At 54.3% G+C, this 23,836-nt stretch carries 20 protein-coding genes; 10 read left to right on the forward strand and 10 right to left on the reverse strand.

Going from position 1 to position 23,836, the window contains the following annotated elements:
- Positions 1 to 29: 29 nt before the first annotated feature.
- Both nifJ and ompC read left to right on the forward strand, forming a co-directional pair.
- Entirely contained in the window at positions 30 to 3,557 is a 3,528-nt protein-coding gene (gene nifJ, locus V6944_RS06560; RefSeq protein WP_333498340.1) for a pyruvate:ferredoxin (flavodoxin) oxidoreductase, read from the forward strand.
- Between the two features lie 713 nt (positions 3,558 to 4,270).
- A complete protein-coding gene (ompC, locus tag V6944_RS06565) occupies positions 4,271 to 5,410 on the forward strand; it encodes a porin OmpC (RefSeq protein ID WP_333498341.1) in 1,140 nt (379 codons plus the stop codon).
- Between the two features lie 58 nt (positions 5,411 to 5,468).
- Here ompC and V6944_RS06570 read toward each other — a convergent pair whose 3' ends face one another.
- From V6944_RS06570 to V6944_RS06580, 3 genes are read right to left on the reverse strand one after another with little or no spacing between them, the layout of a single operon-like run.
- Positions 5,469 to 5,753 (reverse strand): heavy-metal-associated domain-containing protein, encoded by a 285-nt coding sequence (locus V6944_RS06570; RefSeq protein WP_333498342.1) that lies wholly within the window; start codon positions 5,751 to 5,753, stop codon positions 5,469 to 5,471.
- On the reverse strand, positions 5,750 to 6,106 hold the full coding sequence (locus V6944_RS06575; RefSeq protein ID WP_115074230.1) for a hypothetical protein: 357 nt from the start codon (positions 6,104 to 6,106) through the stop codon (positions 5,750 to 5,752). The genes V6944_RS06570 and V6944_RS06575 overlap by 4 nt, the downstream gene beginning before the upstream one ends.
- Positions 6,084 to 7,229 (reverse strand): transglutaminase-like domain-containing protein, encoded by a 1,146-nt coding sequence (locus V6944_RS06580; protein ID WP_333498343.1) that lies wholly within the window; start codon positions 7,227 to 7,229, stop codon positions 6,084 to 6,086. The genes V6944_RS06575 and V6944_RS06580 overlap by 23 nt, the downstream gene beginning before the upstream one ends.
- A 227-nt stretch (positions 7,230 to 7,456) precedes the next feature.
- Here V6944_RS06580 and V6944_RS06585 point away from each other — a divergent pair, with 227 nt between their 5' ends.
- On the forward strand, positions 7,457 to 7,996 hold the full coding sequence (locus tag V6944_RS06585) for a DUF2058 domain-containing protein (RefSeq protein WP_333498344.1): 540 nt from the start codon (positions 7,457 to 7,459) through the stop codon (positions 7,994 to 7,996).
- Between the two features lie 51 nt (positions 7,997 to 8,047).
- On the opposite strand, the gene V6944_RS06590 is transcribed toward V6944_RS06585, so the two are convergent.
- Both V6944_RS06590 and V6944_RS06595 read right to left on the reverse strand, forming a co-directional pair.
- Positions 8,048 to 8,746: an RluA family pseudouridine synthase gene (locus V6944_RS06590; RefSeq protein ID WP_333498612.1), complete on the reverse strand. Its 699-nt coding sequence runs from the start codon at positions 8,744 to 8,746 to the stop codon at positions 8,048 to 8,050.
- Between the two features lie 105 nt (positions 8,747 to 8,851).
- Positions 8,852 to 9,220, reverse strand: a complete 369-nt coding sequence (locus V6944_RS06595) for a cell envelope integrity protein TolA (RefSeq protein WP_333498345.1) — start codon at positions 9,218 to 9,220, stop codon at positions 8,852 to 8,854.
- 330 nt (positions 9,221 to 9,550) lie between these two features.
- Between V6944_RS06595 and ttcA the strand changes: the two genes are divergently transcribed.
- Positions 9,551 to 10,486, forward strand: coding sequence for a tRNA 2-thiocytidine(32) synthetase TtcA (gene ttcA / locus V6944_RS06600; protein ID WP_333498346.1), 936 nt, complete (start codon positions 9,551 to 9,553; stop codon positions 10,484 to 10,486).
- 48 nt (positions 10,487 to 10,534) lie between these two features.
- Here ttcA and dbpA read toward each other — a convergent pair whose 3' ends face one another.
- From dbpA to V6944_RS06615, 3 genes are all read right to left on the reverse strand, one after another.
- Positions 10,535 to 11,908 (reverse strand): ATP-dependent RNA helicase DbpA, encoded by a 1,374-nt coding sequence (gene dbpA / locus V6944_RS06605; protein WP_333498347.1) that lies wholly within the window; start codon positions 11,906 to 11,908, stop codon positions 10,535 to 10,537.
- A gap of 333 nt (positions 11,909 to 12,241) precedes the next feature.
- A complete protein-coding gene (zntB, locus tag V6944_RS06610; RefSeq protein WP_220439796.1) occupies positions 12,242 to 13,225 on the reverse strand; it encodes a zinc transporter ZntB in 984 nt (327 codons plus the stop codon).
- A 190-nt stretch (positions 13,226 to 13,415) separates the two neighbouring features.
- Positions 13,416 to 14,585 carry a methyl-accepting chemotaxis protein gene (locus tag V6944_RS06615; protein ID WP_333498348.1) on the reverse strand — a complete coding sequence of 390 codons (1,170 nt, stop codon included), beginning with the start codon at positions 14,583 to 14,585 and terminating at the stop codon, positions 13,416 to 13,418.
- A gap of 364 nt (positions 14,586 to 14,949) precedes the next feature.
- On the opposite strand from V6944_RS06615, the gene V6944_RS06620 reads away from it, so the two are divergent.
- The 5 genes from V6944_RS06620 (at position 14,950) to V6944_RS06640 (ending at position 20,697) form a co-directional block, all read left to right on the forward strand.
- On the forward strand, positions 14,950 to 17,088 hold the full coding sequence (locus V6944_RS06620) for a putative bifunctional diguanylate cyclase/phosphodiesterase (RefSeq protein ID WP_333498349.1): 2,139 nt from the start codon (positions 14,950 to 14,952) through the stop codon (positions 17,086 to 17,088).
- A 130-nt stretch (positions 17,089 to 17,218) separates the two neighbouring features.
- Positions 17,219 to 18,070 (forward strand): aldo/keto reductase, encoded by an 852-nt coding sequence (locus V6944_RS06625; RefSeq protein WP_333498350.1) that lies wholly within the window; start codon positions 17,219 to 17,221, stop codon positions 18,068 to 18,070.
- 19 nt (positions 18,071 to 18,089) lie between these two features.
- On the forward strand, positions 18,090 to 19,079 hold the full coding sequence (locus V6944_RS06630) for an aldo/keto reductase (protein WP_333498351.1): 990 nt from the start codon (positions 18,090 to 18,092) through the stop codon (positions 19,077 to 19,079).
- A gap of 190 nt (positions 19,080 to 19,269) precedes the next feature.
- On the forward strand, positions 19,270 to 19,983 hold the full coding sequence (gene bdcA / locus V6944_RS06635) for an SDR family oxidoreductase (protein WP_333498352.1): 714 nt from the start codon (positions 19,270 to 19,272) through the stop codon (positions 19,981 to 19,983).
- Between the two features lie 147 nt (positions 19,984 to 20,130).
- Positions 20,131 to 20,697 carry a DJ-1/PfpI family protein gene (locus V6944_RS06640; RefSeq protein WP_333498353.1) on the forward strand — a complete coding sequence of 189 codons (567 nt, stop codon included), beginning with the start codon at positions 20,131 to 20,133 and terminating at the stop codon, positions 20,695 to 20,697.
- Positions 20,698 to 20,762: 65 nt separating this feature from the next.
- Here the strand turns inward: V6944_RS06640 and V6944_RS06645 are convergent, their stop codons facing one another.
- Positions 20,763 to 21,632 carry an aldo/keto reductase gene (locus tag V6944_RS06645; protein WP_333498354.1) on the reverse strand — a complete coding sequence of 290 codons (870 nt, stop codon included), beginning with the start codon at positions 21,630 to 21,632 and terminating at the stop codon, positions 20,763 to 20,765.
- Between the two features lie 337 nt (positions 21,633 to 21,969).
- On the opposite strand from V6944_RS06645, the gene V6944_RS06650 reads away from it, so the two are divergent.
- Complete coding sequence (locus V6944_RS06650) at positions 21,970 to 22,716, forward strand: SDR family oxidoreductase (RefSeq protein ID WP_333498355.1); 747 nt, start codon at positions 21,970 to 21,972, stop codon at positions 22,714 to 22,716.
- Between the two features lie 70 nt (positions 22,717 to 22,786).
- Here the strand turns inward: V6944_RS06650 and V6944_RS06655 are convergent, their stop codons facing one another.
- The gene (locus V6944_RS06655; protein ID WP_333498356.1) at positions 22,787 to 23,689 is read right to left on the reverse strand and encodes a LysR family transcriptional regulator; all 903 of its coding nucleotides are present in this window, start codon (positions 23,687 to 23,689) and stop codon (positions 22,787 to 22,789) included.
- Positions 23,690 to 23,836: the final 147 nt, after the last annotated feature.

Genomic DNA, 23,836 nt, shown 5'->3' on the forward strand with positions numbered 1-23,836 from the left:
TTTCTGCGCAATGTAAGGTGTCATAACCAATGATCACAACTGACGGTAATGGTGCGGTCGCCTCGGTGGCGTTCCGAACCAGTGAAGTCATCGCCATTTACCCGATCACGCCGAGTTCAACCATGGCCGAGCAGGCCGATGCCTGGGCGGGGAATGGACTTAAAAACGTGTGGGGCGATGTCCCACGCGTGGTCGAAATGCAGTCTGAAGCCGGCGCCATTGCCGCCGTGCATGGCGCGTTGCAAACCGGTGCGCTGTCGACCTCTTTCACCTCATCGCAGGGTCTGCTGCTGATGATCCCTACGCTTTACAAACTGGCCGGTCAGCTGACCCCGTTTGTCCTGCACGTTGCAGCCCGAACCGTAGCGACCCACGCGCTGTCGATTTTCGGCGACCACTCCGACGTCATGGCTATCCGCCAGACCGGCTGTGCGATGCTGTGTGCCGGTAGCGTTCAGGAAGCGCAGGACTTTGCGCTGATTTCACATATCTCCACGCTGAAAAGCCGCGTGCCGTTTATTCACTTCTTCGACGGCTTCCGCACCTCGCACGAAATCAACAAAATCGTACCGCTGTCGGATAACACCATTCGCGACCTGCTGCCGCAGGATGAAATCACCGCACACCGCGCCCGCGCGCTGAACCCAGAACACCCGGTGATTCGCGGTACCTCCGCAAACCCGGACACCTACTTCCAGTCTCGCGAAGCGACTAACCCGTGGTACAACGCGGTCTATGACCACGTTGAGCAGGCGATGGCTGATTTCGCCGACGCCACTGGTCGCCACTATAAGCCGTTCGAGTACTACGGCCATCCGCAGGCCGAGCGCGTGATTGTCATCATGGGCTCCGCCATCGGTACCTGTGAAGAGGTGGTGGATGAACTGCTGACCCGCGGCGAGAAAGTCGGCGTGCTGAAAGTGCGTCTCTATCGTCCATTCTCCGCTCAGCATTTACTGCAGGCACTGCCGGAAAGCGCGCGCAGCGTGGCGGTGCTCGACCGTACCAAAGAGCCTGGCGCAATGGCCGAACCGCTATACCTCGACGTGATGACCGCGCTGGCGGAAGCGTTCAATCAGGGCGAGCGTGAAACCTTACCTCGCGTGATTGGCGGCCGCTACGGCCTGTCATCAAAAGAGTTTGGTCCGGACTGCGTGCTGGCTATCTTTAATGAATTATCGGAAGCGAAACCAAAACCGCGCTTCACCGTCGGCATTTACGACGATGTCACCAACCTCTCCCTGCCGCTGCCGGAAAACACGCTGCCGTCGCGCGCGCGTCTGGAAGCGCTGTTCTACGGCCTTGGTAGTGACGGTAGCGTCTCGGCTACCAAGAACAACATTAAAATCATCGGTAACTCGACGCCGTGGTTTGCGCAGGGTTACTTCGTCTACGACTCCAAAAAGGCCGGCGGTCTGACGGTTTCTCACCTGCGCGTGAGCGATACGCCCATTCGCTCCGCCTACCTGGTGGCGCAGGCCGATTTCGTGGGCTGCCACCAGCTGCAGTTTATCGACAAATACCAGATGGCCGAGCGCCTGAAGCCCGGCGGTATTTTCCTGCTCAATACCCCTTACAGCGCCGATGAAGTATGGGGACGTCTGCCGCAGGAAGTGCAGGCCGTACTGAACCAGAAAAAAGCGCGCTTCTACGTGATTAACGCGGCGAAAATCGCCCGTGAATGCGGACTGGCCGCGCGTATTAATACCGTAATGCAGATGGCGTTCTTCCATTTGACGCAAATTCTGCCGGGTGATAGCGCGCTGATGGAGCTGCAAAACGCCATCGCTAAAAGCTACAGCAGTAAAGGTCAGGATCTGGTTGAGCGTAACTGGCAGGCGCTGGCGCTGGCACGCGAGTCACTGTTCGAAGTGCCATTGCAGCAGGTCAACGCTACCAGCCCGAACCGCCCGCCGGTGGTGTCCGACGCCGCTCCAGATTTCGTCAAAACCGTCACGGCCGCGATGCTCGCCGGGCTTGGCGATGCGCTGCCGGTCTCCGCACTGCCGCCGGACGGTACCTGGCCGGTGGGTACCACCCGCTGGGAAAAACGCAACATTGCCGAAGAGATCCCCATCTGGAAAGAGGGTCTCTGTACCCAGTGTAACCACTGCGTCGCCGCCTGCCCGCACTCGGCGATTCGTGCCAAAGTGGTCTCTCCGGAAGAGATGGAAAACGCCCCGGCTTCCCTGCACTCTCTGGACGTGAAGTCCCGCGATATGCGCGGCCAGAAATACGTCCTGCAGGTGGCGCCTGAGGACTGCACCGGCTGTAACCTGTGCGTGGAAGTCTGCCCGGCGAAAGATCGTCAGGATCCAAGCATCAAGGCCATCAATATGATGTCCCGCCTGGAGCACGTTGAAGAAGAGAAAGTGAACTATGACTTCTTCCTCGACCTGCCGGAAATTGACCGCAGCAAGCTGGAGCGTATCGATATTCGGACCTCGCAGTTGATTACCCCGCTGTTTGAATACTCCGGTGCCTGCTCCGGCTGCGGCGAAACGCCGTATATCAAGCTGCTGACCCAGCTGTACGGCGACCGCATGCTGATTGCCAACGCCACCGGCTGTTCTTCTATCTACGGCGGTAACCTGCCATCCACGCCGTACACCACCGATGCCAACGGTCGCGGCCCGGCGTGGGCCAACTCGCTGTTTGAAGATAACGCCGAGTTTGGCCTGGGCTTCCGCTTAACGGTCGATCAGCATCGCCAGCGCGTGATGCGCCTACTGGACGGTTTTGCCGAACATATCCCGACTGAGCTGAACGACGCGCTGCACGCCGATGCCACGCCGGATGTCCGTCGCGAACAGGTCTCACAGCTTCGTATTGCACTGAAAGGTGTTGAGGGTGCTGAAGAGCTGCTGACCGATGCCGATGCGCTGGTCGAGAAATCTATCTGGCTGATTGGCGGCGACGGCTGGGCCTACGATATTGGCTTCGGCGGCCTGGATCACGTGATGAGCCTGACCGAGAACGTCAATATTCTGGTGCTGGATACCCAGTGTTATTCCAACACCGGCGGCCAGGCCTCTAAAGCGACCCCGCTCGGTGCGGTCACCAAGTTTGGCGAGCACGGCAAGCGTAAAGCGCGTAAAGATCTGGGCGTCAGCATGATGATGTACGGGCATGTTTATGTGGCGCAGATTTCACTCGGCGCGCAGCTCAACCAGACGGTGAAAGCGATTCAGGAAGCGGAGTCTTATCCGGGTCCGTCACTGATCATCGCCTACAGCCCTTGTGAAGAGCACGGTTACGATCTGGCGTTGAGCCACGATCAGATGCGCCAGCTTACCGCTACCGGCTTCTGGCCGCTGTTCCGCTTCGACCCGCGTCGCGCTGATGAAGGGAAAATCCCGCTGGCGCTGGACTCTCGCCCACCGTCAGACGCGTTAGCAGAAACGTTGATGAACGAGCAGCGCTTCCGTCGTCTGAACAGCCAGCAACCGGAAGTGGCCGAGCAGCTGTGGAAAGACGCGGCGGAAGATTTGCAGAAGCGCTACGACTTCCTCGCACAGCTGGCGGGGAAGGCTGAGAAGCCAACGCCGCAGGAATAAGTAGATTGACCAATAACCGCCTTCAACATGAAGGCGGTTTTTTTGCATGTAAAATAACGGCCCATTTAGCCAGCACCGTTACATTTGTTTTTATGCACTCGATCACACTATTTAATCGGATATGGATAAAATACCTTCTTCTTATCCTTAACAAAGTATCAGGAATAGTTTTATTACCGTGTGTCAGAATATTCTCTACACACAAAACACCCTTCTCACTCCCCTTCATTTTTCATCATTTATTTAAATTCGCCAATCGCCACGCGCAAATTAGTCGCGCATTAATTGCGCAAGAACAGATGGCCATTCATCATCCAGGCCACGGTTTGACGTCAATGGAATTTTTGCTAAGCCCATGAAAAAAAGATCAAAAAAGAGGAATAAAAAAAGCCCGAATGAGGGTTCGGGCTTGTCATTTCATATGACGAAGAAGGTAAATGACACACGGCAACTTAAATACGTTGTGTGACAAAAAGGCATATAACGCAGATAGCTTACGGCAGGGAATATTCTTTGTATAATTTTTATTTTATATATTTTAAAGAAAATCATTCATCAAAATTATTATCATTTCATAGGAATTATATTCTTTAGATTTTACTTATGTTGTAACAAATGTTATTTACCATCTCCGATAGGTCTCCTTTAGCATTGCCTTACTTCCTCCATTTGAGTGGAAGTGCGCGAATAAAAATACTAAAGGAATAATTTCAATGAACAGAAAAGTACTGGCCCTCGTTATCCCTGCGCTGTTAGCAGCAGGCGCAGCTCATGCCGCAGAAGTTTATAATAAAGACGGCAACAAATTAGACATCTATGGCAAGGTAGATGGTCTGCACTATTTCTCCAGCAACTCCAGCAACGATGGCGATCAGAGCTACGTTCGTTTCGGTTTTAAAGGCGAAACTCAGATTAACGATATGCTGACTGGTTATGGCCAGTGGGAATATAACGTTCAGGCAAATGACACCGAAAGCAACACCGACAACGCATGGACCCGTCTGGGCTTCGCCGGTCTGAAGTTCGGCGACTACGGTTCATTCGACTATGGTCGTAACTACGGCGTGCTGTACGACGTAGAAGGTTGGACCGATATGCTGCCAGAATTCGGCGGTGACTCCTACACTAACGCTGACAACTTCATGACTGGTCGTGCTAACGGTGTGGCTACCTACCGCAACAACGATTTCTTCGGTCTGGTTGATGGCCTGAACTTTGCTCTGCAGTACCAGGGTAAAAACGAAAACCAGAGCGGCGAAAGCGACGTTGGCACCAACAACCGTAGCGATGGCAATACCCGTAAAGACAACGGTGACGGCTTCGGTATGTCCACCTCTTACGATCTGGGTATGGGCGTAAGCGCTGCAGCTGCATACGCAACGTCCGATCGTACTAGCGACCAGATCACCAACAGCAATGCTGGTGGCGATAAAGCTGATGCATGGACCGTTGGTCTGAAATATGACGCTAACAATATCTATCTGGCGTCCATGTATTCTGAAACCCGCAACATGACTCCGTACGGTAATCTCAACGGCGTTGCAAATAAAACTCAGAACTATGAAGTGACTGCACAGTACCAGTTCGACTTCGGTCTGCGTCCAGCAATTTCTTACCTGCAGTCTAAAGGTAAGGATCTGGGTGCAACTCACGACGGTGGCGTTTACTATACTGGCGGCGACAAAGACCTGGTTAAATACCTGGATCTGGGCGCAACCTACTACTTCAACAAAAACATGTCCACCTATGTTGATTATAAAATCAACCTGTTGGACGGTAACGATTCCTTCTATCAGGATAACGGTATCAACACCGATAACGTTGTTGCACTGGGTCTGGTTTACCAGTTCTAATGCAACAAAAAACCCGCTGGCGACAGCGGGTTTTCTTTTTTACCACGTCAGCACGGCCTCACTGCACCGCACTTTCCCCGTGAATTTCACCCTTAAACCCGGTTTTGGCAATCGCCGCCAGCAATTGTTGGTTATCGAAACTCTCCGGCACCACCACTTCAGCCTGACGCGTTTTCAGCGACGCTTTCGCCTTAATCACCCCATCGGTCGTACGCAACGCCTGATTAATTGAAATCACGCACAGCGGGCAGTTCATCTCGCCAATATCAATGGTCACCAGCTTATCGGCGGCCCAGCTCAGCGGCGTAACGAGCATCAACGCCAGACATACTGCTTTTTTCATTCCATCCACTCCCAAATCCAGGGCAGAACATAAGGATAGGTGATAAGCGCCAGCACCAGCGGTACCGACAGCCAGTAAAGCCACACCAGTACCCGACGGCTCACCACATTGACGCACACCGGCTTCGACGACAAATGCAAACGCCAGAATCCGCGCGCCATCAGCCCTACCGCAACGACGATCATCGGGAACTGCAGCCAGGACGCGCCGGGAATACCCACCAGCCCCGCCGCCGAGATGCCAAACAGCAGATACAGCAGCGGCCCAATGCAGCACAGCGTCGAGGCACCGGCAGCGACGATCGCCGCCAGTAGCGTCAGGACACCGCCCTTAATGCTGTTCGACGCTGACATAATCGTAGCTAAACGCCGCAGGATCGTAGAAGTTCAGCGGGTCGCCATCCACCTCGGCATACGGATAGCCCAGGTTGTTGACGTCACCCTGCTCTGCAGCTGGCGACAGCGCAAAATCACGCGCGTGGTTGAAGCCCACCCAGTTCATCTCCCAGTTGCCGAACAGATAGTCGTTTACCGCCGTCACCGCCGGGTCGCCGTTCTCTTTTTTCTCGGTCAGACGCATTTTGGTGACGTCCGCCGGATCGGCAGGCATCCAGCCGAAGCCGGCCAGCCAGAACATCGCGCGACAGTGTTGGCCGCCGCTGACTTTTGCCACGCCCTGCGCGTCGGCGCTGCCGAAGGCTTTTTTGGAGTAGCCATCAAGCTTGCGGCTCGCGCCGAGGCGGATACCGAACATTTCCCGCGCCGGGATCCCGACCGCGCGGCACAGCGCCACAAATACCGAGTTGATATCGGTACATTTACCGCCCAGCTTGCCGGTTTTCAGGATCTCACCCACGTCACCGGTACCGCAGCCAATGACCGCATCATCACGGTGCATATGCGTGCTCACCCAGTCATGAATCAGACGCGCTTGCTTCAGCGGCGCTTTTTCGCTGCCGATAATTTTCAGCGCGGTCTCTTTGACCAGACCATCAACGGGAATATGGGGCGTCGCCTGCAGGAACGGCTTGATTTCATCAGGGATCACCGCGCCTTCCACCGGCAACTGCCAGTCGGCAAGACGGTTTTCTTTCAGCACTTCCCAATCGCGGGTTTCAATCTCCATTTCGACCTTGATCTCCATCGGGCCACTGGAGGCAGGCCAGGTCACAAACAGGACTTTCGCCCCGTAGCGGTTATTGGCGTTGAGGGTAGCGCTTTGATAGTTGCCGCTAAAGGAGAGGTCAAGCAGCTGCTGGAAGGCAGTATCTTCAGGGATGGGGATCCACAAGTTGACCTTGCCGGAAGATCCCTGCGGGGCCTTAAGGCTGTAGGTCTGGGTCATCACGAAACGGCGTGATTTGCCAGAAGACGAGACGGCAGGCTTTGCGACGGCTTCGGTTTTGGCAAAAACCGGGCTCACCAGCCCAAGGGTGGAGAGTGCCGCGGCACCTTTCAGAAAGTTACGCCTTTCCATTGTGTTTCCTTCATCACCAGAAAAAGCTGGCGCTTAACCCCGCACCTGCGGAGGTTGGCCGCTATTATGCGGCTACGCATTCATCACCACAATGAATAACAGGGCATTAAAGGCGCGAAATGCCAAGCGGACGTCGGACAACGCGCCACTCGAGACCTATAATCTGGCATCGTGACAAAAATTACGGGTATAATCCCCGCCATTATTCATCCTATTCAGAAGCGAAAATGACAAAACTTACCTTACAAGAGCAGATGCTAAAAGCGGGATTAGTCTCCAGTAAAAAAGTGGCCAAGGTTCAGCGTACGGCGAAAAAATCGCGCGTTCAGGCTCGTGAGGCAAGAGAAGCGGTCGAAGAGAATAAAAAGGCGCAGGTTGAGCGCGATAAACTGCTTAGCGAGCAGCAAAAGCAGGCCGTGTTATCCAAAGAGTATAAAGCGCAGGTTAAACAGCTGATTGAAATGAACCGCGTCATGCCGGGCCGCGGCGATATTAGCTTTAACTTTACCGACGGCAGCATTATCAAAAAAATCACGGTCGATAAGCTGACGCAGACCCAGTTGATTAACGGGCGTCTCGCCATCGCGCGTCTGGCCACCCAGAGCAACGGCGATAGCGAATATGCGATTATCCCTGCGGTTGTGGCGGAAAAAATCGCCCAGCGCGATGCCAGCAGCATTGTTCTGCACAGCACCCTAAGCCAGGAAGTACAGGATGAAGACGATCCGTACGCTGATTTCAAAATTCCTGACGATCTTATGTGGTAAGCGCCATCTCGCGTACATCTGACCAAAAGCCCTCACGGGCTTTTTTAATGTCTAAAACGGGCTAGCATGACGCGCATTGACGCTCTCACCGCTGACGGGGTGAACAAAATTGAGCTCGCTGGCGTGCAGCATCAACCTGGGTGCGCATTCTGCGCCTGGCATCAGCAAACCGTCGTACAGATCGCAACCCAGAATTGGATGGCCCAACTGCTGACAGTGAATACGCAACTGATGCGTACGTCCGGTTTCTGGCGTTAAAGTGACCCGCGTCAGCGGTAATTGAGTCCCCTCTTCCCCCAGCTGGAAAAACCGCTCTTCGACGCGATAATGGGATCGCGCCGGTTTCCCCCGCTCTGGGCAGATAGACATGCGCGGGAACCGTGCCGGATCTTTCGCTATCGCCGCATCAATAACGCCTTCGTCATCCGCCAGATGCCCACACAACAGCGCGCTGTAGACCTTACTCACACTGCGCTGGCTGAACTGCTGACAAAGCGCAGCGTTAATCGCTTTATTGCGCGCCACCACCATCAAGCCTGATGTACCAAAATCAAGACGGTGTACCAGCGTGCAGCCAGGGAAATCGTGTACCAGTCGGTAGTGCACTGAATCGAGATTCAGGGGATTCTTGCCTGACAGGCTCAACAGCCCCGCGGGCTTATTGATAATCAGCAGATGCTCATCCTGATAGAGAACGTCTATTTCGGCTGAACAGGGCGGCGCAATAAAGGTATCGTTAATGACGGACATCGGGCGACCAGCGTAGAGAGTGGTCACGGATGATAGCGAATTTCCCGTCTCCTGGCGAATTGCACCTTATTACTCTATACCGCACGGCGCTTAGCGCATTACCGTCTAGAGAATAAAGTCGAAAGGTATACTCTCGGGTAGACCTTCAGGTTTATCAGGAAACTTGCCGTTCTTCGCGGAGAGATTAATCGCCGCTGCTGCGGCTCGGCATAAGGGTAAATCGCCGGTTTTAATATTTACCGCTTTAATCTTTCCGCCTACCGGCTGCTCAACATCAACCTGGCAGGACTGCCCTTTATATTTGTCCACTTCAAAAAAGGACTCCTGCACTGCAGACCGGGCAGCCACGACATATTCCATAATGCTTTTTGGTGCTTGAGTCGTGGACGCTGGACCGGTGACGGCGGGCTTAGAATGGACACTACATCCGGCAATAATAAATATCCCCAACGCCATACCACAGTGTTTATGCATATTCTGATCCCGGTTCGTTATTGCTGAAAAAAGAGCATCATAAACATTACGACCATTTTGTATACATCCGCATCTTAATACCTACGGTAAATAGTGGATAGCCGGCAACGTGCAAAAGCTTACCCCTCTATAAGTAACCCGGTCACAAGATGGCCTGCTGCTGTAAAACGTGCTGACATTCGCCGCCGTAATCCGTACCATACACGCCACATATTCGCTGATTCGCTATCGACCGGTCAGCGCGAGACAGGTCTTTTATCGCAAATCAAATGGATGGGAAGACGCTGCGTTCGACCTGATTTTCCATTTGGATTTTTGAGTAACCATTAAATGCAACAAAATCAAGAAATTAGCCAAAAAGAAAAATACAATCTGAACAAGTTACAGAAGCGCCTGCGTCGTAACGTGGGCGAGGCCATTGCTGACTTCAACATGATTGAAGACGGTGACCGCATTATGGTTTGCCTGTCCGGCGGTAAAGACAGCTACACCATGCTGGAAATTCTGCGTAATCTGCAGCAGAGCGCCCCTATCAGCTTCAGCCTGGTCGCGGTAAACCTCGACCAGAAACAGCCGGGTTTCCCGGAGCACATTCTGCCAGAGTATCTGGAGAAGCTCGGCGTTGAGTACAAGATTGTCGAAGAGAACACCTACGGCATCGTTAAAGAGAAAATTCCGGAAGGGAAAACCACCTGCTCGCTCTGCTCGCGCCTGCGCCGCGGTATTCTTTACCGTACCGCCACGGAGCTGGGAGCAACCAAAATCGCGCTGGGCCACCACCGTGACGACATCCTGCAGACGCTGTTCCTGAACATGTTCTACGGCGGCAAAATGAAAGGCATGCCGCCAAAGCTGATGAGCGACGACGGCAAGCATATCGTTATTCGCCCGCTGGCTTATTGCCGCGAAAAAGATATCGAGCGTTTCTCTGAAGCGAAAGGCTTCCCAATTATCCCATGCAACCTGTGCGGTTCGCAGCCGAACCTGCAACGTCAGGTGATTGCGGATATGCTGCGCGACTGGGATAAACGCTATCCAGGCCGCATTGAGACCATGTTCAGCGCCATGCAGAACGTGGTGCCATCGCACCTGAGCGATATCAACCTGTTCGATTTCAAAGGCCTGACTCACGGCGGTGAAGTGATTGACGGTGGCGATCTGGCGTTTGACCGCGAAGAGTTGCCACTACAGCCCGTTGGCTGGCAGCCGGAAGAAGAAGATAGTCAGCTGGATGAACTGCGTCTGAACGTCGTCGAAGTGAAGTAATCAGCTTGTCGCGTCTCAGGTCCGCACCTGAGACGCGTTATTCTGCGGTTATTTCAGCAGACGCACTCGACACGCCTTGCCTTTGATTTTCCCTTTCTGCAGCAATTTCCACGCCTGATGCGCCACGCCTTCGCGAACCGCCACGTAAACGTGTGCCGGATGCACGTCGATTTTACCGATATCCGCCCCGACCAGCCCAACATCACCGGTTAACGCACCCAGCACGTCGCCCGCACGCATTTTGGCTTTCTTACCGCCGTCGATGCACAGCGTCATCATTTCTGGCTCCAGCGGCACAACACGGGCTTTGCCCGGCTCAGCGACCCAGTTGAGCTTAATTTGCAGCATTTCGGCGAGAATATTGGCGCGCTGCGCCTCTTCCGGTGCGCAGAAGCTGATGGCCAGACCGCTGTTACCCGCACGTGCGGTACGGCCGATGCGGTGTACGTGCACTTCCGGATCCCACGCCAGTTCGTAGTTCACGACCATCGCCAGCGATTTAATATCCAGACCGCGAGCGGCAACATCTGTCGCCACCAGAATACGCGCGCTGCCGTTAGCAAAGCGCACCAGCGTCTGATCGCGGTCGCGCTGTTCGAGGTCGCCGTGCAGCACAATGGTGCTCTGACCCGCGGCATTCAGTTCCTCAAAGACCGCCTGGCAATCTTTTTTGGTGTTACAGAACACTACGCAGGACGCGGGCTGATGCTGGCTCAGCAGTTGCTGCAACAGCGCGATTTTACCGTGACGCGGCACGTCAAAGAACTGTTGCTCAACCGCAGGCAGTGCGTCTACGGAATCAATTTCGATGGTTTCCGGCGAGCGCTGCACGCGACCGCTGATGGCGGCAATCGCTTCCGGCCAGGTGGCGGAGAACAGCAGCGTCTGGCGAGAGGCTGGCGCAAAACGAATGACTTCATCGATGGCGTCGCTGAAGCCCATATCGAGCATCCGGTCCGCCTCATCCATCACCAGCGTTTGTAGCGCATCCAGAGAGACAGTGCCCTTTTGCAGGTGGTCAAGCAGACGACCCGGTGTCGCCACAATAATATGTGGCGCATGCTGCAGCGAGTCGCGCTGAGCGCCGAACGGCTGGCCGCCACACAGCGTCAGCACTTTAATGTTCGGCAGATAACGGGCCAGGCGACGAATCTCACCGGCGACCTGGTCGGCCAGCTCACGGGTGGGGCACAGCACCAGCGATTGGGTCTGGTAGAGACCTGCGTCCACGTGTTGAAGCAGGCCAAGACCAAATGCAGCCGTTTTACCACTGCCGGTTTTTGCCTGCACCCGCACGTCCTTTCCCGCAAGGATAGCCGGCAGCGATGCCGCCTGTACTGGGGTCATTGAGAGATAGCCCAGGTCATTGAGATTTTCGAGCTGAGAGGCTGGGAGGATGTTCAGGGAGGCAAAAGCGGTCACGGTGTAGTTCTCACGAATTAGGGGCTGACGTTCAGCAGGCGCGTATCCTCGCAGATCTCGCCGTGGGATGCGACAACTAATCAACGAGTGTAGCCAGGGTAGCGGAAAAAAAGATAAAAAAAAGCCGACTATTCTAAGCCGGCGTCGTACGAATCAATTGTGCTATGCAGTAATTCAAAAAAAGGAAGTAAGACAATATGGAGCGCAACGCCCATCGCTTGACGTTGCATTCACCTGCAGGAACGATATTGCCTCGATTGGAGTGCTGGTTTATTGACCTCGCTCAAATTAAGTCGCGTTATCGGCACTTAATGGAATATAAAAGGTGATTTTTTACAACCATTTACTGCGATGTAACCACCACGTAACACCACCAATGAGTACCACCAGCATAATACAAAAGAGGGAGAAGCCCAGATGCGATCCGCCGCCGGGAATACCCCCAAGGTTGACCCCAAACAGCCCGGTCAGGAATGTGCTGGGTAAAAAGACCATCGCCATCAGCGACATGGTGTAGGTGCGGCGCGAGAGCGACTCCTGCATCATCTGCGCAATTTCATCGGTCATTACCGCTGTCCGTGCAATGCAGCCATCAATCTCATCCAGCCCACGACCCAGGCGATCGGCAATATCCTGCATCCGGCGGCGTTGATCATCGGTCATCCACGACAGGCGTTCGCTGGAGAGCCGGGCATAGACATCCCGTTGCGGCGCCATATAGCGACGCATCACAATCAGCTGCTTACGCAGCAGGGCGAGAAAACCGCGCGGCGGTACCTCCTGCTCCAGCAGGCTATCTTCCAGATCGATAATCTTGTCGTGCAACTGTTCGATAAATTCACTGGCATGGTCAGTCAGCGCGTCGCAGACATCTACCAGCCATGAACCGCAGTCCGTCGGCCCGCTGCCGTCCTGAAGGTCGCTAACCACATCATCCAGCGCCAGCACTTTTCTCTGTCGCGTGGAGACGATCATACGTTCATCTATATAGAGCCGCATCGCGACCAGTTGATCGGGGCGTTCGTCGGTACTGCCATTAATGCAGCGCAGCGTGATCAGCGTCCCTTCGCCTAAACGGCTGACGCGCGGGCGCAGGCTTTCGCCGGAGAGTGCGTCACGCACCGTGTTGGGCAGCAGCGGCGTTGTCGCCAGCCATTGCGCGCTGTCGGGGTGGGTGTAGTTCATGTGTAGCCAGCACGGGTTCTCTTTGCTGACGGTTTCATCATCGGTCAGGGGCCTTACGCCGCCCTGCCCGTCGAGCATCCACGCGAATACCGCATCAGGTACGTTGAGATCAGATCCCTTTATGGCTTCCACTTCGCCTCCGGTCAGAACTATTCATCCTGATAGTCTAGCCATCTGCGTTTGTTAAGCAATATGTGGGCGGGGCATCGCGCTGAAATTGTTCATAAAAGCGAGAAGTGGTGGTGATAGCGTTGCAGGCCGGATAAGCGAAACGCTATCCGGCCTACCCGTCCTTCTGAGACCAATGCGTTTTTATCGAATGCTAAAACGATTGCCAAAAATCCTTATCATGGCTCCCGGCCACCGCTGGCTTAAGCACCGCGGCTCCCGGTGCCACATCCGCCTTCCGCGGCTCATCGCCAATGCGGAAATTCTGCGTCCGTGACTGCAAGTCGATAACCTGATTTTTCAGAATATCGGACGACCGCGCCAGCTCCTCCACCACCATCCCATTACTCTGCGTCACGGTTTCCAGCTCCGTCAGCGCCAGAGTTATCTGGTCGATACCTTTTTCCTGTTCGGCGGTCGAAACCGCAATCTGTTCCATCAGGCTATTCAGCTCGCCGGAACCGCTCACGATATCCTGCATATTCCGCTCGGCCTCGGCGACAATATTCGCTCCCTGCGTCACGTTATCGCTGGTCACGCTAATTAACGTCTTAATACTCTTCGCGGCTTCGGCGCTACGGTGTGCCAGATTTCGCACCTCACCGGCTACCACCGAGAACCCTTTCCCATGATCGCCCGCCCTCGCCGCTTCTACCGCCGCATTCAGCGCCAGAATATTCGTCTGGAAGGCAATACCATCAATCATGGCGATGATTTCCGTCATCTGACGCGCACAGTCGGTGATCGACTGCATGTTGGTCGCTACCTCTCCCATCAGCTCCCCGCCTTTACGAGCGCATCGGGTGGCCTCACCCGCACGTTCGCTTGCCAGACGGGTATGCTCGGCATTGTTTTTGGTCCCAGCACCGATCTCTTCCATGCTGGAGGCGGTATGCATCAGCGTAGCGGACTGCTGTTCCGTCTTCACCGCCAACTCCGCGCTACGGTTTGCCAGCTGTTCAGAGAGTGACATCGCCGTATCAGACGACGCGCGAATTTCCGCCACCAGGGTGGAGATATTATTCGATAAGCTATTGATACCCGGAATTAAGCGTCCGGCACAGTTATTACCAAATATCGGAATACGCACCGATAAATTACCATCGTTAACTTCATCAATGCTGCGCTTTACGGCGTTAATCGGTGTGACAAGATATTTGGTCATATAAAGCCAGAGCGAAGCCAGCGCTATCACCCAAACCAGGTTAATGGCCAAATGCAAGAATATATTCTTCGATAATATTAAACAGATCACATCTACAATAAGGAAAACCGCCAGAATAAATACCAGGATAAACGTTCGGACGCTAATGTTTTTAAACATAATCTTTTCCTCAACACCCGTTGTGTCATTTTGTTATATCACCACAAAGGGTATTTTCCAGATTATTTCCATGTTTATAAGGAGTTTAATTGTTAGCAGCGTCAGTTTAACTTTCACCAGACTATTCATCCTACCAAAGTTAAATTACTACAATGAATGACCATAGAAAGATGTAAGTAGAGGTAAAATAAGAATTATATAAAAAATCAATGCCTAAGATTTATTGGCATTTCATCACATTTTAGCGGTACTTAATCGACCGCAATTCAGTAAAAAGAGTCACCCGACACTGTTATTTCTTTGTGTGAATTTCGGATTTTACTGATAGATTAATTAAATCTGGTTTATGAAAGGTATGGATTACATGATGCTACATGCTTCGTGGGACCCGATACTCGTCGGCATTTCATTTTTGGTGGCCTTCATTGCGTCTTTCGTTGCGCTTGATAGTGCTGCAAAAATTGCGGCGTCTAATAAAAAAGCCGCTATCTTCTGGCGCATTACCGGCGGCGCGACGCTGGGTATTGGTATTTGGTCGATGCATTTTATCGGCATGCTGGCGATGAAAATGCCGATGCCAATGAGCTATCACCTTGAGCTTACGGTTATTTCCCTGCTGGCCGCCATTATTGCCTCGTCATTAGCGATTAATATTGCGGTTGCAGGCAACACGCTGTCGCTAAAACGCCTCTGCATTGCCACCGCCCTGCTCAGCTCTGGTGTCGTGACTATGCACTATGTCGGCATGGCGGCATTGATGGCCCACGATGACATCGTCTGGAGCATTCCGCTGATCATCGCCTCAGTAGTGATCGCCATCGTCGCGTCGTGCGTCGGTCTATGGCTTGCCTTCAGCCTACGGCTTAACAGCAAAGGTGTGCTGCTCACACGCGTCGGCGCCGCATTCGCCATGGGCATTGCAATTGCCGCTATGCACTATACCGGCATGAGTGCCGCCTCCTTTACTGACCACGGTCATATGATGATGGGCCACGACGCGATGGTCAGCGAAGAGGGGCTCTCCATCTGGGTATCGGTGACTACCCTGCTGCTGCTCGGGCTGATGCTGATGATTTCGATGGTCGACTCACAGGTGCGTACCGCCCGACTGACGGAGAATCTACAGCACCTTAACCAACAGCTGGAACAGCAGGCGCGCTTTGATGGCCTGACCGGGCTGGCCAACCGCAGCCAGATTGATATGCGCCTGCTGGCCTGCCTGCATCAATCCCGTCTGGCGGGCAGCACGTTTGCGCTGGTGCTGATGGATCTCGACCGCTTTAAGTTGATTAACGATGCCTGGGGGCATCACGTTGGCGATAACCTGCTGGTCTCTGTTGCCAACCGCATGAGCGCCTGCCTCAATCCCAAAATGACGCTCGCACGTATTGGCGGCGACGAGTTTATCCTGCTCGCGCCAAACTGTACCGAAGCGGAAATTACCGATATTTGTACCCGTCTGGTGGAGAGCATCCGCCGCCCGTTCTACCATTCCGGGCAGATCCTACAGATTTCACTCAGCGTGGGGATAAGCCTCTATCCAGGCCACGGTGAAACCCCGCAGGAACTGAAGCTTTCTGCGGATACCGTGATGTATCACGTGAAACACAATGGCCGTAACGGCTGGGTTTTCTACCATGAGTCGATGCTCGATAGTACCTGGCAAGGGGCGCATTTTCTGCAGGATCTGACCCAGGCGCTAGAACGCGGGCAGTTTGAATTGTGGTATCAGCCTAAATATCACGTCAAAGAGCAGCGTATTTATGGTTTCGAAGCGCTGCTGCGCTGGCGGCACCCAAAAAAAGGTATCCTGCTGCCCGACGTATTCCTGCCCACGTTGCAAAACACCGGGCTCATTGTCCCGGTGGGCAACTGGGTAGTCGAACAGGCGAGCCAGCAACTGCATAAGTGGAGCATTGCCGGGCACGATGACTGGACGGTATCGCTGAATATCTCCCCGGTGCAGTTTGAGCAGCAGAACTTTTACGAACGGGTGTGCGAAGCGCTGGTGCGCCACCGCGTCTCCCCAACGCGTTTAACCATCGAACTGGCAGAAACCACTGCGCTACACGGCTTTGACCGCAGCGTGCAGATTTTCAACGACTTCTGCCGCATCGGCATTACCATTTCTATCGATAACTTCGGCGTGGGCTACTCCAACATGCTGGCGCTTCAGGACCTACCCGCCGGGGAGTTAAAAATCGATAAGAGCTTTATGAAGGATATGCGGGAAAACAGTAAGCACGTCAAAATCGTCTCGACCATCATTAACATCGCTCACTCAATGAATATGGACGTCGTTGCCGAAGGCGTGGAAACGCAGGAGCAACAGCGCATCCTCAGCGGGCTGGGCTGTGATGCTCTGCAGGGTTTCTGGTTCTCCGACCCGGTGCCGGCAGAAGATATTGAGACGACGCTGAATAACCTGCCGCTGACCGGCGATCCGAATGCGCCTGCGGCACTACGGCGGGATATTTCATCGGGGAAGAAGCGGCAGGCCTAACGTCTGGGGAGCGGCATGACGCAGCCCCTTTCATTAATGAATTTTGATCATTACCGTTAGAGAATTCCCCCCTCTAATCAAATAAATCCCCACGCGCTATCCTTCTTCTACTCAGAAGAAGGATAACCCCATGCAAACAGTACAACTGAACAACGGTATTGCGATGCCGCTACAGGGCTTCGGCGTCTACCAGATGACCAATGCCGCCGAATGTGAACGCGCGGTGCTGGATGCCCTCGAGACCGGCTACCGTTTAATTGATACCGCCGCTTCCTACCAGAATGAAACCCAGGTGGGCAACGCCCTGAAGCAGAGCGGCATTGCCCGTGATGCGCTGTTTATCACCACCAAGCTATGGCTACAGGGCACCAGCTATGAAGGGGCGAAAGCACAGTTTGAACGCTCGCTGAACCGCCTGCAGCTTGACTACGTCGACCTCTATCTTATCCATCAGCCTTTCGGCGACGTGCACGGCGCGTGGCGGGCCATGGAGGAACTGCATGATGCGGGAAAAATCCGTGCCATTGGGGTCAGTAACTTCCAGCCTGACCGGCTGGCCGACCTGATGGCCTTCAACCGCATTGCGCCAGCGGTGAACCAGGTCGAAGTCAACCCGTTCAACCAGCAGCTTCACGCTACGCCATGGATGCAGAGCCGCGGTATTCAGCCGGAAGCCTGGGCACCGTTTGCCGAAGGGCGCAACGGCCTGTTTGCGCATCCGGTACTGACCGCTATCGGTAATCAATATGGCAAAAGCGTGGGCCAGGTCGTTCTGCGCTGGCTGCTCCAGCGCGGCATCGTATCGCTCGCTAAATCGGTGCGTAAGGAACGTATGGTCGAAAATTTTGCCATCAACGACTTTGCGCTGAGCGCTGACGACATGCTGCGCATTACCGCGCTGGATACCGCCACCAGCGCCTTTTTCTCCCATCGTGACCCGGCCATCGTTGAGTGGCTGGCGGCTCGTAAACTCGACGTTTAACGTGATTAAGGAACCTGCAATGCAACAGAGAACCCTTGGCCAGTCTGGCCTGAAAGTGTCCGCACTCGGTCTGGGCTGCATGGGCCTGAGCTACGGCTACGGCCCGGCAACCGATACCCGCCAGGCGGTTGAGCTTATCCGTGCCGCCGTTGAGCGCGGCGTGACCTTTTTTGATACCGCAGAGGTGTACGGCCCTTATCTGAATGAAAACGTGGTCGGCGAAGCGCTGAAGCCGTTTCGCGATCGCGTGGTGATCGCCACCAAATTCGGCTTTACCTTCGGCGATGACAACAAGCAGCAGATTTTAAACAGCCGCCCGGAACATATCCGCCAGGCGGTTGAAGGTTCGCTTAAACGCTTAAAAACCGACGTTATTGATCTGCTCTACCAACACCGCGTTGACCCGGAAGTGCCGATTGAAGACGTAGCGGGCGTAGTGAAAGACCTGATCGCCGAAGGCAAGGTGAAACACTTTGGCCTGTCCGAAGCCGGCGCGCAAACCATTCGCCGCGCCCATGCCGTCCAACCCGTTGCCGCACTGCAAAGCGAATACTCCATGTGGTGGCGTGAGCCTGAACGGGAAATTATTCCGCTGCTGGAAGAGTTGGGTATCGGTTTCGTGCCCTTCAGCCCGTTGGGTAAAGGCTTCCTGACCGGTGCCATCACCACCGACACCGCCTTTGGTAGCGATGATTTCCGCAGTAAAGTGCCGCGCTTCCAGGCCGAGGCTCGCGAAGCCAATGCCCAGTTGCTGACCGTGCTGGCTAACCTGGCCGCCGAACGCGGGATTACCCCGGCGCAGATTGCCCTCGCGTGGCTGCTGGCGCAGAAACCGTGGATTGCGCCGATTCCGGGTACCACCAAGCTACACCGTCTGGAAGAGAATCTGGGTGCGGCAGAGATTGTGCTCGCAGCAAGCGACCTGCAGAAAATCACCCAAGCGCTGGATGCGATTAAGATTGTGGGTGACCGTTATCCGGCGTCCATTCAGGCTCGCGTTGGGCGCTGATTAACCCTCCCGGCGTCGCGATGCTCGGCCGGGCTACGCGACCTCGGGGAATCTCCACGATTACCGTTCTCCACGACCACCAGTCCGCTGCGCCCAACGCGAGTGAATGAGCAGAACTATACTCCATGCTTGCAGCCTCGCCTGCCGGGTTGAGGTTCATCGTTTCGGTTCGAATATGAGGGGCGTAGTGATGACGGTATTTCAGAATAAATCGGTACTGGTTCTCGGTGGCAGTCGCGGTATTGGCGCGGCGATTGTCCGGCGTTTTCGCGCCGACGGTGCGTCGGTGATATTCAGCTATTCCGGTTCGCAAGAGGCGGCAGAACGCCTGGCAGCCGAAACGGGTAGCACCGCCGAACGAGCAGATAGCGCCGATCGCGATGCGGTTATTGCGCTGGTTCATCACAGCGGTCCGCTGGATATTCTGGTGATCAACGCTGGGATCATTCTCTTCGGCGATGCGCTCGAACTGGATAGCGATGCTGTCGACCGCCTTTTTCGCATCAATATCCATGCCCCCTACCATGCCGCCGTTGAAGCGGCGCGTCGAATGCCCGAAGGCGGGCGTATCATCGTGATTGGCTCGGTGAATGGCGACCGTATGCCACTTCCCGGCCTCGCCGCGTATGCAGTCAGCAAATCAGTGTTACAAGGGTTGGCACGGGGCCTCGCTCGTGATTTTGGCCCGTTAGGGATCACCGTCAACGTCGTCCAGCCCGGCCCCATTGATACCGATGCCAACCCCGAGGACGGGCCGCTGAAGGAGGTGATGCACAGCTTTATGGCGGTTAAACGACACGGTCGCCCTGAAGAGGTGGCGGGTATGGTCGCCTGGCTCGCCGGGCCGGAAGCTGCCTTTGTCACCGGGGCGATGCACACCATCGACGGCGGATTTGGTGCCTGACCGACAATGGGCGGCTGACGTCAGGCCGCCCTTTTTCACCGCCGCATGACACATCGTCATATCCGTGACCTGGCGCGCGATTTACGGTTCGCTATCCCCTTATCACCAGGCTATATCTTAGACATCTTTACTCAACGAGGACGGGTTATGGCAGGCAAAAAGATTCTGATGCTGGTGGGCGATTATGCGGAAGATTATGAAACCATGGTGCCTTTTCAGGCGCTGCAGATGATTGGTCACCAGGTGGACGCGGTCTGCCCGGATAAACCGAAAGGCGACTACATCATGACGGCAATTCATGATTTTGACGGCGCGCAGACCTATAGCGAAAAACCAGGGCACCGCTTTGTGCTCAACGCCGATTTTGCCAGCGTCAACGAAGCGGATTATGACGCGCTGCTGATCCCCGGCGGGCGTGCGCCTGAGTATCTGCGGCTGTATGAGGCGGTAATTAAGCTGGTGCAGGCTTTTGATGTGGCGAACAAACCCATCGCCGCCGTCTGCCACGGCCCGCAACTGCTGGCTGCTGCTGGCGTGCTGAAAGGACGCACCTGTAGCGCCTATCCGGCCTGCGCCCCGGAAGTGCGGCTAAGCGGCGGGGAATATGCGGAGATTGGCATCGATCAGGCGTATGTCGATGGCAATCTGGTCACCGCCCCGGCGTGGCCTGCACATCCGCAGTGGCTGGCGAAGTTTGCCGACCTGCTGCGATAGCTGAAGCCAGGGTGATGAAAAAACAGGCGCTAACAGCGCCTGTTTTTGTTTGAGGCGATACCCGCTCAATCGTGAATTTTTACCCCAAGGCAGCCGCGTACAAATTCCGGATTAAAATGCTTCACCGCCTCACCCACGTAGCCTAAATCCAGCGCGCTAATCTGCGCCATTTCGCCCTCGGTCAGCGAGAAATCCCAGATAGCAAAGTTTTCTGCAATACGTTCCTGGCGGGTCGATTTAGGGATCACCGTGACGCCACGCTGCACGTTCCAGCGCAGGACCACCTGGGCAACGGTTTTTTGGTGCGCCTCGGCAATCCCCTGCAACATTTTATCTTCATGTGCCTGATGTCTGCCGCCGCCTAATGGTGCCCAGGCTTCCGGCTGAACGTTGTAGCGTTTCATGGTCTCAAGCGCTTCAGGTTGAGCAAAATAAGGGTGAAGCTCGACCTGGTTCACCATTGGCTTAACGCTGACGGTTTCACAGAAGTTGGTTAACACGTGGGCATAGAAGTTCGAGACGCCAATGGCCTTCAGTTTTCCTGCCGCATAAGCCTCTTCCAGCGCGCGCCAGGCGCTGAAATAGTCACCCATCGCCTGGTGCAGTAAATAGAGATCAAAATAGGCTAACCCTGACTTTTTCAGCGACGCGTCAATACCGGCTTTTGCCGCATCCTCGTTTGCCATGTCCTGTACCCACAGCTTAGAGGTGATAAACAGCTCTTCGCGGGTACACAGGCCTTCGGCAATCGCTTCACGAACGGCATCACCCACGGCGTCTTCGTTACCGTAGACGGCGGCGGTATCAATCAAACGATAGCCCGTGCGAATAGCAGCTAACACCGACTGCTTACATTCTTCTTTATCGGTGACCTTAAAAACGCCAAAGCCCAGCATCGGCATTTTGAGGTTGTTACTTAAAACGGAATATTCCACGGTAAAGCTCCCGGCAGGTTAAAACATGATTTTAGGACAGAAACATCATGAGGATTAGTCGGCAATCCGTGATTTGACTTATGCAGTGAATTCATCAATTCGGATGTAAATCAGTAGTACGACGGTTATCACGCTTCGCTTACCATGGCGATATTTAGCAAACTGCGGACCATTAATTAGCTGCACTTATTTATGTTAGAAAATTACGGGTATTATCGAATGAATGTCGCCCTGATAGGATGAGTCCTGCTTAACACGATAGGCCGTATAAAAGGCCGAATGCAAAGCCAACAGCAGCACAACCGTTTACTCATCATCCACCTATCAGGAGCGTAAAATGACAGATAAGATCCAGGGCAAAGTGGTTGTCATCACCGGAGCTTCTAGCGGTATGGGCGAAGCCGCCGCACGCCATCTCGCCGACAAAGGCGCGAAAGTGGTGATGGCCGCTCGTCGAGCTGACCGCATCGACGCTATCGCTAACGAATTAAAGCAGCGTGGTAAAGACGCTATCGCTGTCGCAACCGATGTCACGAAACTCGCTGATATGGAGGCGCTTATCCAGAAAGCCATCAGCACATTCGGTCGGGTTGATGTACTGATCAACAACGCAGGGTTAATGCCACTTTCTCGTCTTGACCAGGGTAATGTGGATGAATGGAATCAGATGATTGACGTGAATTTACGGGGCGTTCTGCACGGTATCGCCGCGGTTCTACCTCATATGAAGGCGCAGAAATCAGGCCATATTATCAACACGGCCTCCGTTGCCGCCCATCTGGTTTTCCAGAGCTCAGCCGTTTATTCCGCGACCAAATTTGCCGTACGGGCATTGACTGAAGGTCTACGTCAGGAGACAGCGGCAGATAACATTCGCGCGACGCTCATCTCGCCAGGGGCAGTTAAAACCGAACTACTGGAGCATATTTCGGATAAAGACGTCCAGGCAGCAAACCGGGAGTACGTTGAAAACGTAGGCGTACCGCCTGAGACCTATGCCCGAATGGTGGCATTTGCGATTAACGAGCCGGAAGATGTTGGAGTCAGCGAAATTATTTTCCGCCCGACAGCGCAAGAGTTGTAATGCCCTACGGCCAGTACGCTGGCCGATTCGCTTTGCGGGATATTCATCCGTACTCTCATTCGAGGAACACTCAACGTGGTGGGTAACGCTGGTTCTTTAGCGCATCCAGCACCAGCAAAAATGCGGGGGAATGGTGACGTCTGTCTGGGTAATACAAATGATACCCCGGCATGAGCGGGCTCCAGGCCTCCAGCACACGTATCAACGTCCCTTCTCTGATGTCATTTGCCACAACATCCTCTGGAATGCAGCAGAGTCCGCTTCCGACTCGTACCGCATTGAGCATGAGTTCCAGGCTGTTTACGATCAGCTGCCCTTCCACTTTCACACTTAAGGTATCGCCATTGTGGTCAAACTCCCAGGCATACAGCCCACCGTAGGTCGGAAGACGTAAATTGATGCAGTTATGGCGGGTCAGATCCTGAAGTACCTGGGGTTCAGGATAGCGTGAAAAATAATCAGCAGAACCTACAACCGCCATACGGATGTCCGGGCTTATCCGGGTCGCGATCATGTCCCTGGCAACCTGCTCCCCCAGCCTGACTCCGGCATCAAAGCGCTCCGCTACGATGTCCTCCAGTGAGTCATTAACCGAGATTTCAACGTGGATGTCCGGGTTATCCCTTAGCAATTGCCGCAGACCGGGTTCAATCACTGAGATCGCGGCATGGGCCGCTGCAGCAATCCTGACCGTACCCGCCGGCCTTTGTCGCATCCCCTTTAGCGTATTCACTGCATGAACAATTTCATCGAGTTTAGGCCCGAGACTACTGAGCAAAAACTCGCCGGCCTCTGTCAGCGAAACGCTGCGAGTTGTACGCGTCAATAGTCGCACTTCTAGCCTCGACTCCAGATTCCGGATTGTCTGGCTTAATGCCGATTGCGATACTCCCATCTTAGCTGCCGCTCGGGTGAAGCTACGTTCACTGGCAACCAGCGAAAACGCGGCCAGCTCATTAAAGTTTTCCATCATTAAGATGCCTTACTAATGACTATTACTGCAATCATCGTTTCATTCTTATTAATATGGAAGTGCTAATGCCGCTCATGGGCAATGAGAAATGACCATTAGAGTGGCCTGGCTAACTTTTTTTACCCTATCATGCCGTTTTTTAGCTTA

This window comes from Kluyvera sp. CHPC 1.2972 (assembly GCF_036759925.1).
Taxonomy (GTDB): Bacteria; Pseudomonadota; Gammaproteobacteria; order Enterobacterales; family Enterobacteriaceae; genus Kluyvera.

Bases quoted from the DNA above. Each gene is read 5' to 3' on its own strand.
- nifJ (WP_333498340.1), top strand. From the start codon at position 30: ATGATCACAACTGACGGTAATGGTGCGGTCGCCTCGGTGGCGTTCCGA.
- ompC (WP_333498341.1), top strand. From the start codon at position 4,271: ATGAACAGAAAAGTACTGGCCCTCGTTATCCCTGCGCTGTTAGCAGCA.
- V6944_RS06570 (WP_333498342.1), bottom strand. From the start codon at position 5,753: ATGAAAAAAGCAGTATGTCTGGCGTTGATGCTCGTTACGCCGCTGAGC.
- V6944_RS06575 (WP_115074230.1), bottom strand. From the start codon at position 6,106: ATGTCAGCGTCGAACAGCATTAAGGGCGGTGTCCTGACGCTACTGGCG.
- V6944_RS06580 (WP_333498343.1), bottom strand. From the start codon at position 7,229: ATGGAAAGGCGTAACTTTCTGAAAGGTGCCGCGGCACTCTCCACCCTT.
- V6944_RS06585 (WP_333498344.1), top strand. From the start codon at position 7,457: ATGACAAAACTTACCTTACAAGAGCAGATGCTAAAAGCGGGATTAGTC.
- V6944_RS06590 (WP_333498612.1), bottom strand. From the start codon at position 8,746: ATGTCCGTCATTAACGATACCTTTATTGCGCCGCCCTGTTCAGCCGAA.
- V6944_RS06595 (WP_333498345.1), bottom strand. From the start codon at position 9,220: ATGCATAAACACTGTGGTATGGCGTTGGGGATATTTATTATTGCCGGA.
- ttcA (WP_333498346.1), top strand. From the start codon at position 9,551: ATGCAACAAAATCAAGAAATTAGCCAAAAAGAAAAATACAATCTGAAC.
- V6944_RS06615 (WP_333498348.1), bottom strand. From the start codon at position 14,585: ATGTTTAAAAACATTAGCGTCCGAACGTTTATCCTGGTATTTATTCTG.
- V6944_RS06620 (WP_333498349.1), top strand. From the start codon at position 14,950: ATGATGCTACATGCTTCGTGGGACCCGATACTCGTCGGCATTTCATTT.
- V6944_RS06625 (WP_333498350.1), top strand. From the start codon at position 17,219: ATGCAAACAGTACAACTGAACAACGGTATTGCGATGCCGCTACAGGGC.
- V6944_RS06630 (WP_333498351.1), top strand. From the start codon at position 18,090: ATGCAACAGAGAACCCTTGGCCAGTCTGGCCTGAAAGTGTCCGCACTC.
- bdcA (WP_333498352.1), top strand. From the start codon at position 19,270: ATGACGGTATTTCAGAATAAATCGGTACTGGTTCTCGGTGGCAGTCGC.
- V6944_RS06640 (WP_333498353.1), top strand. From the start codon at position 20,131: ATGGCAGGCAAAAAGATTCTGATGCTGGTGGGCGATTATGCGGAAGAT.
- V6944_RS06650 (WP_333498355.1), top strand. From the start codon at position 21,970: ATGACAGATAAGATCCAGGGCAAAGTGGTTGTCATCACCGGAGCTTCT.
- V6944_RS06655 (WP_333498356.1), bottom strand. From the start codon at position 23,689: ATGATGGAAAACTTTAATGAGCTGGCCGCGTTTTCGCTGGTTGCCAGT.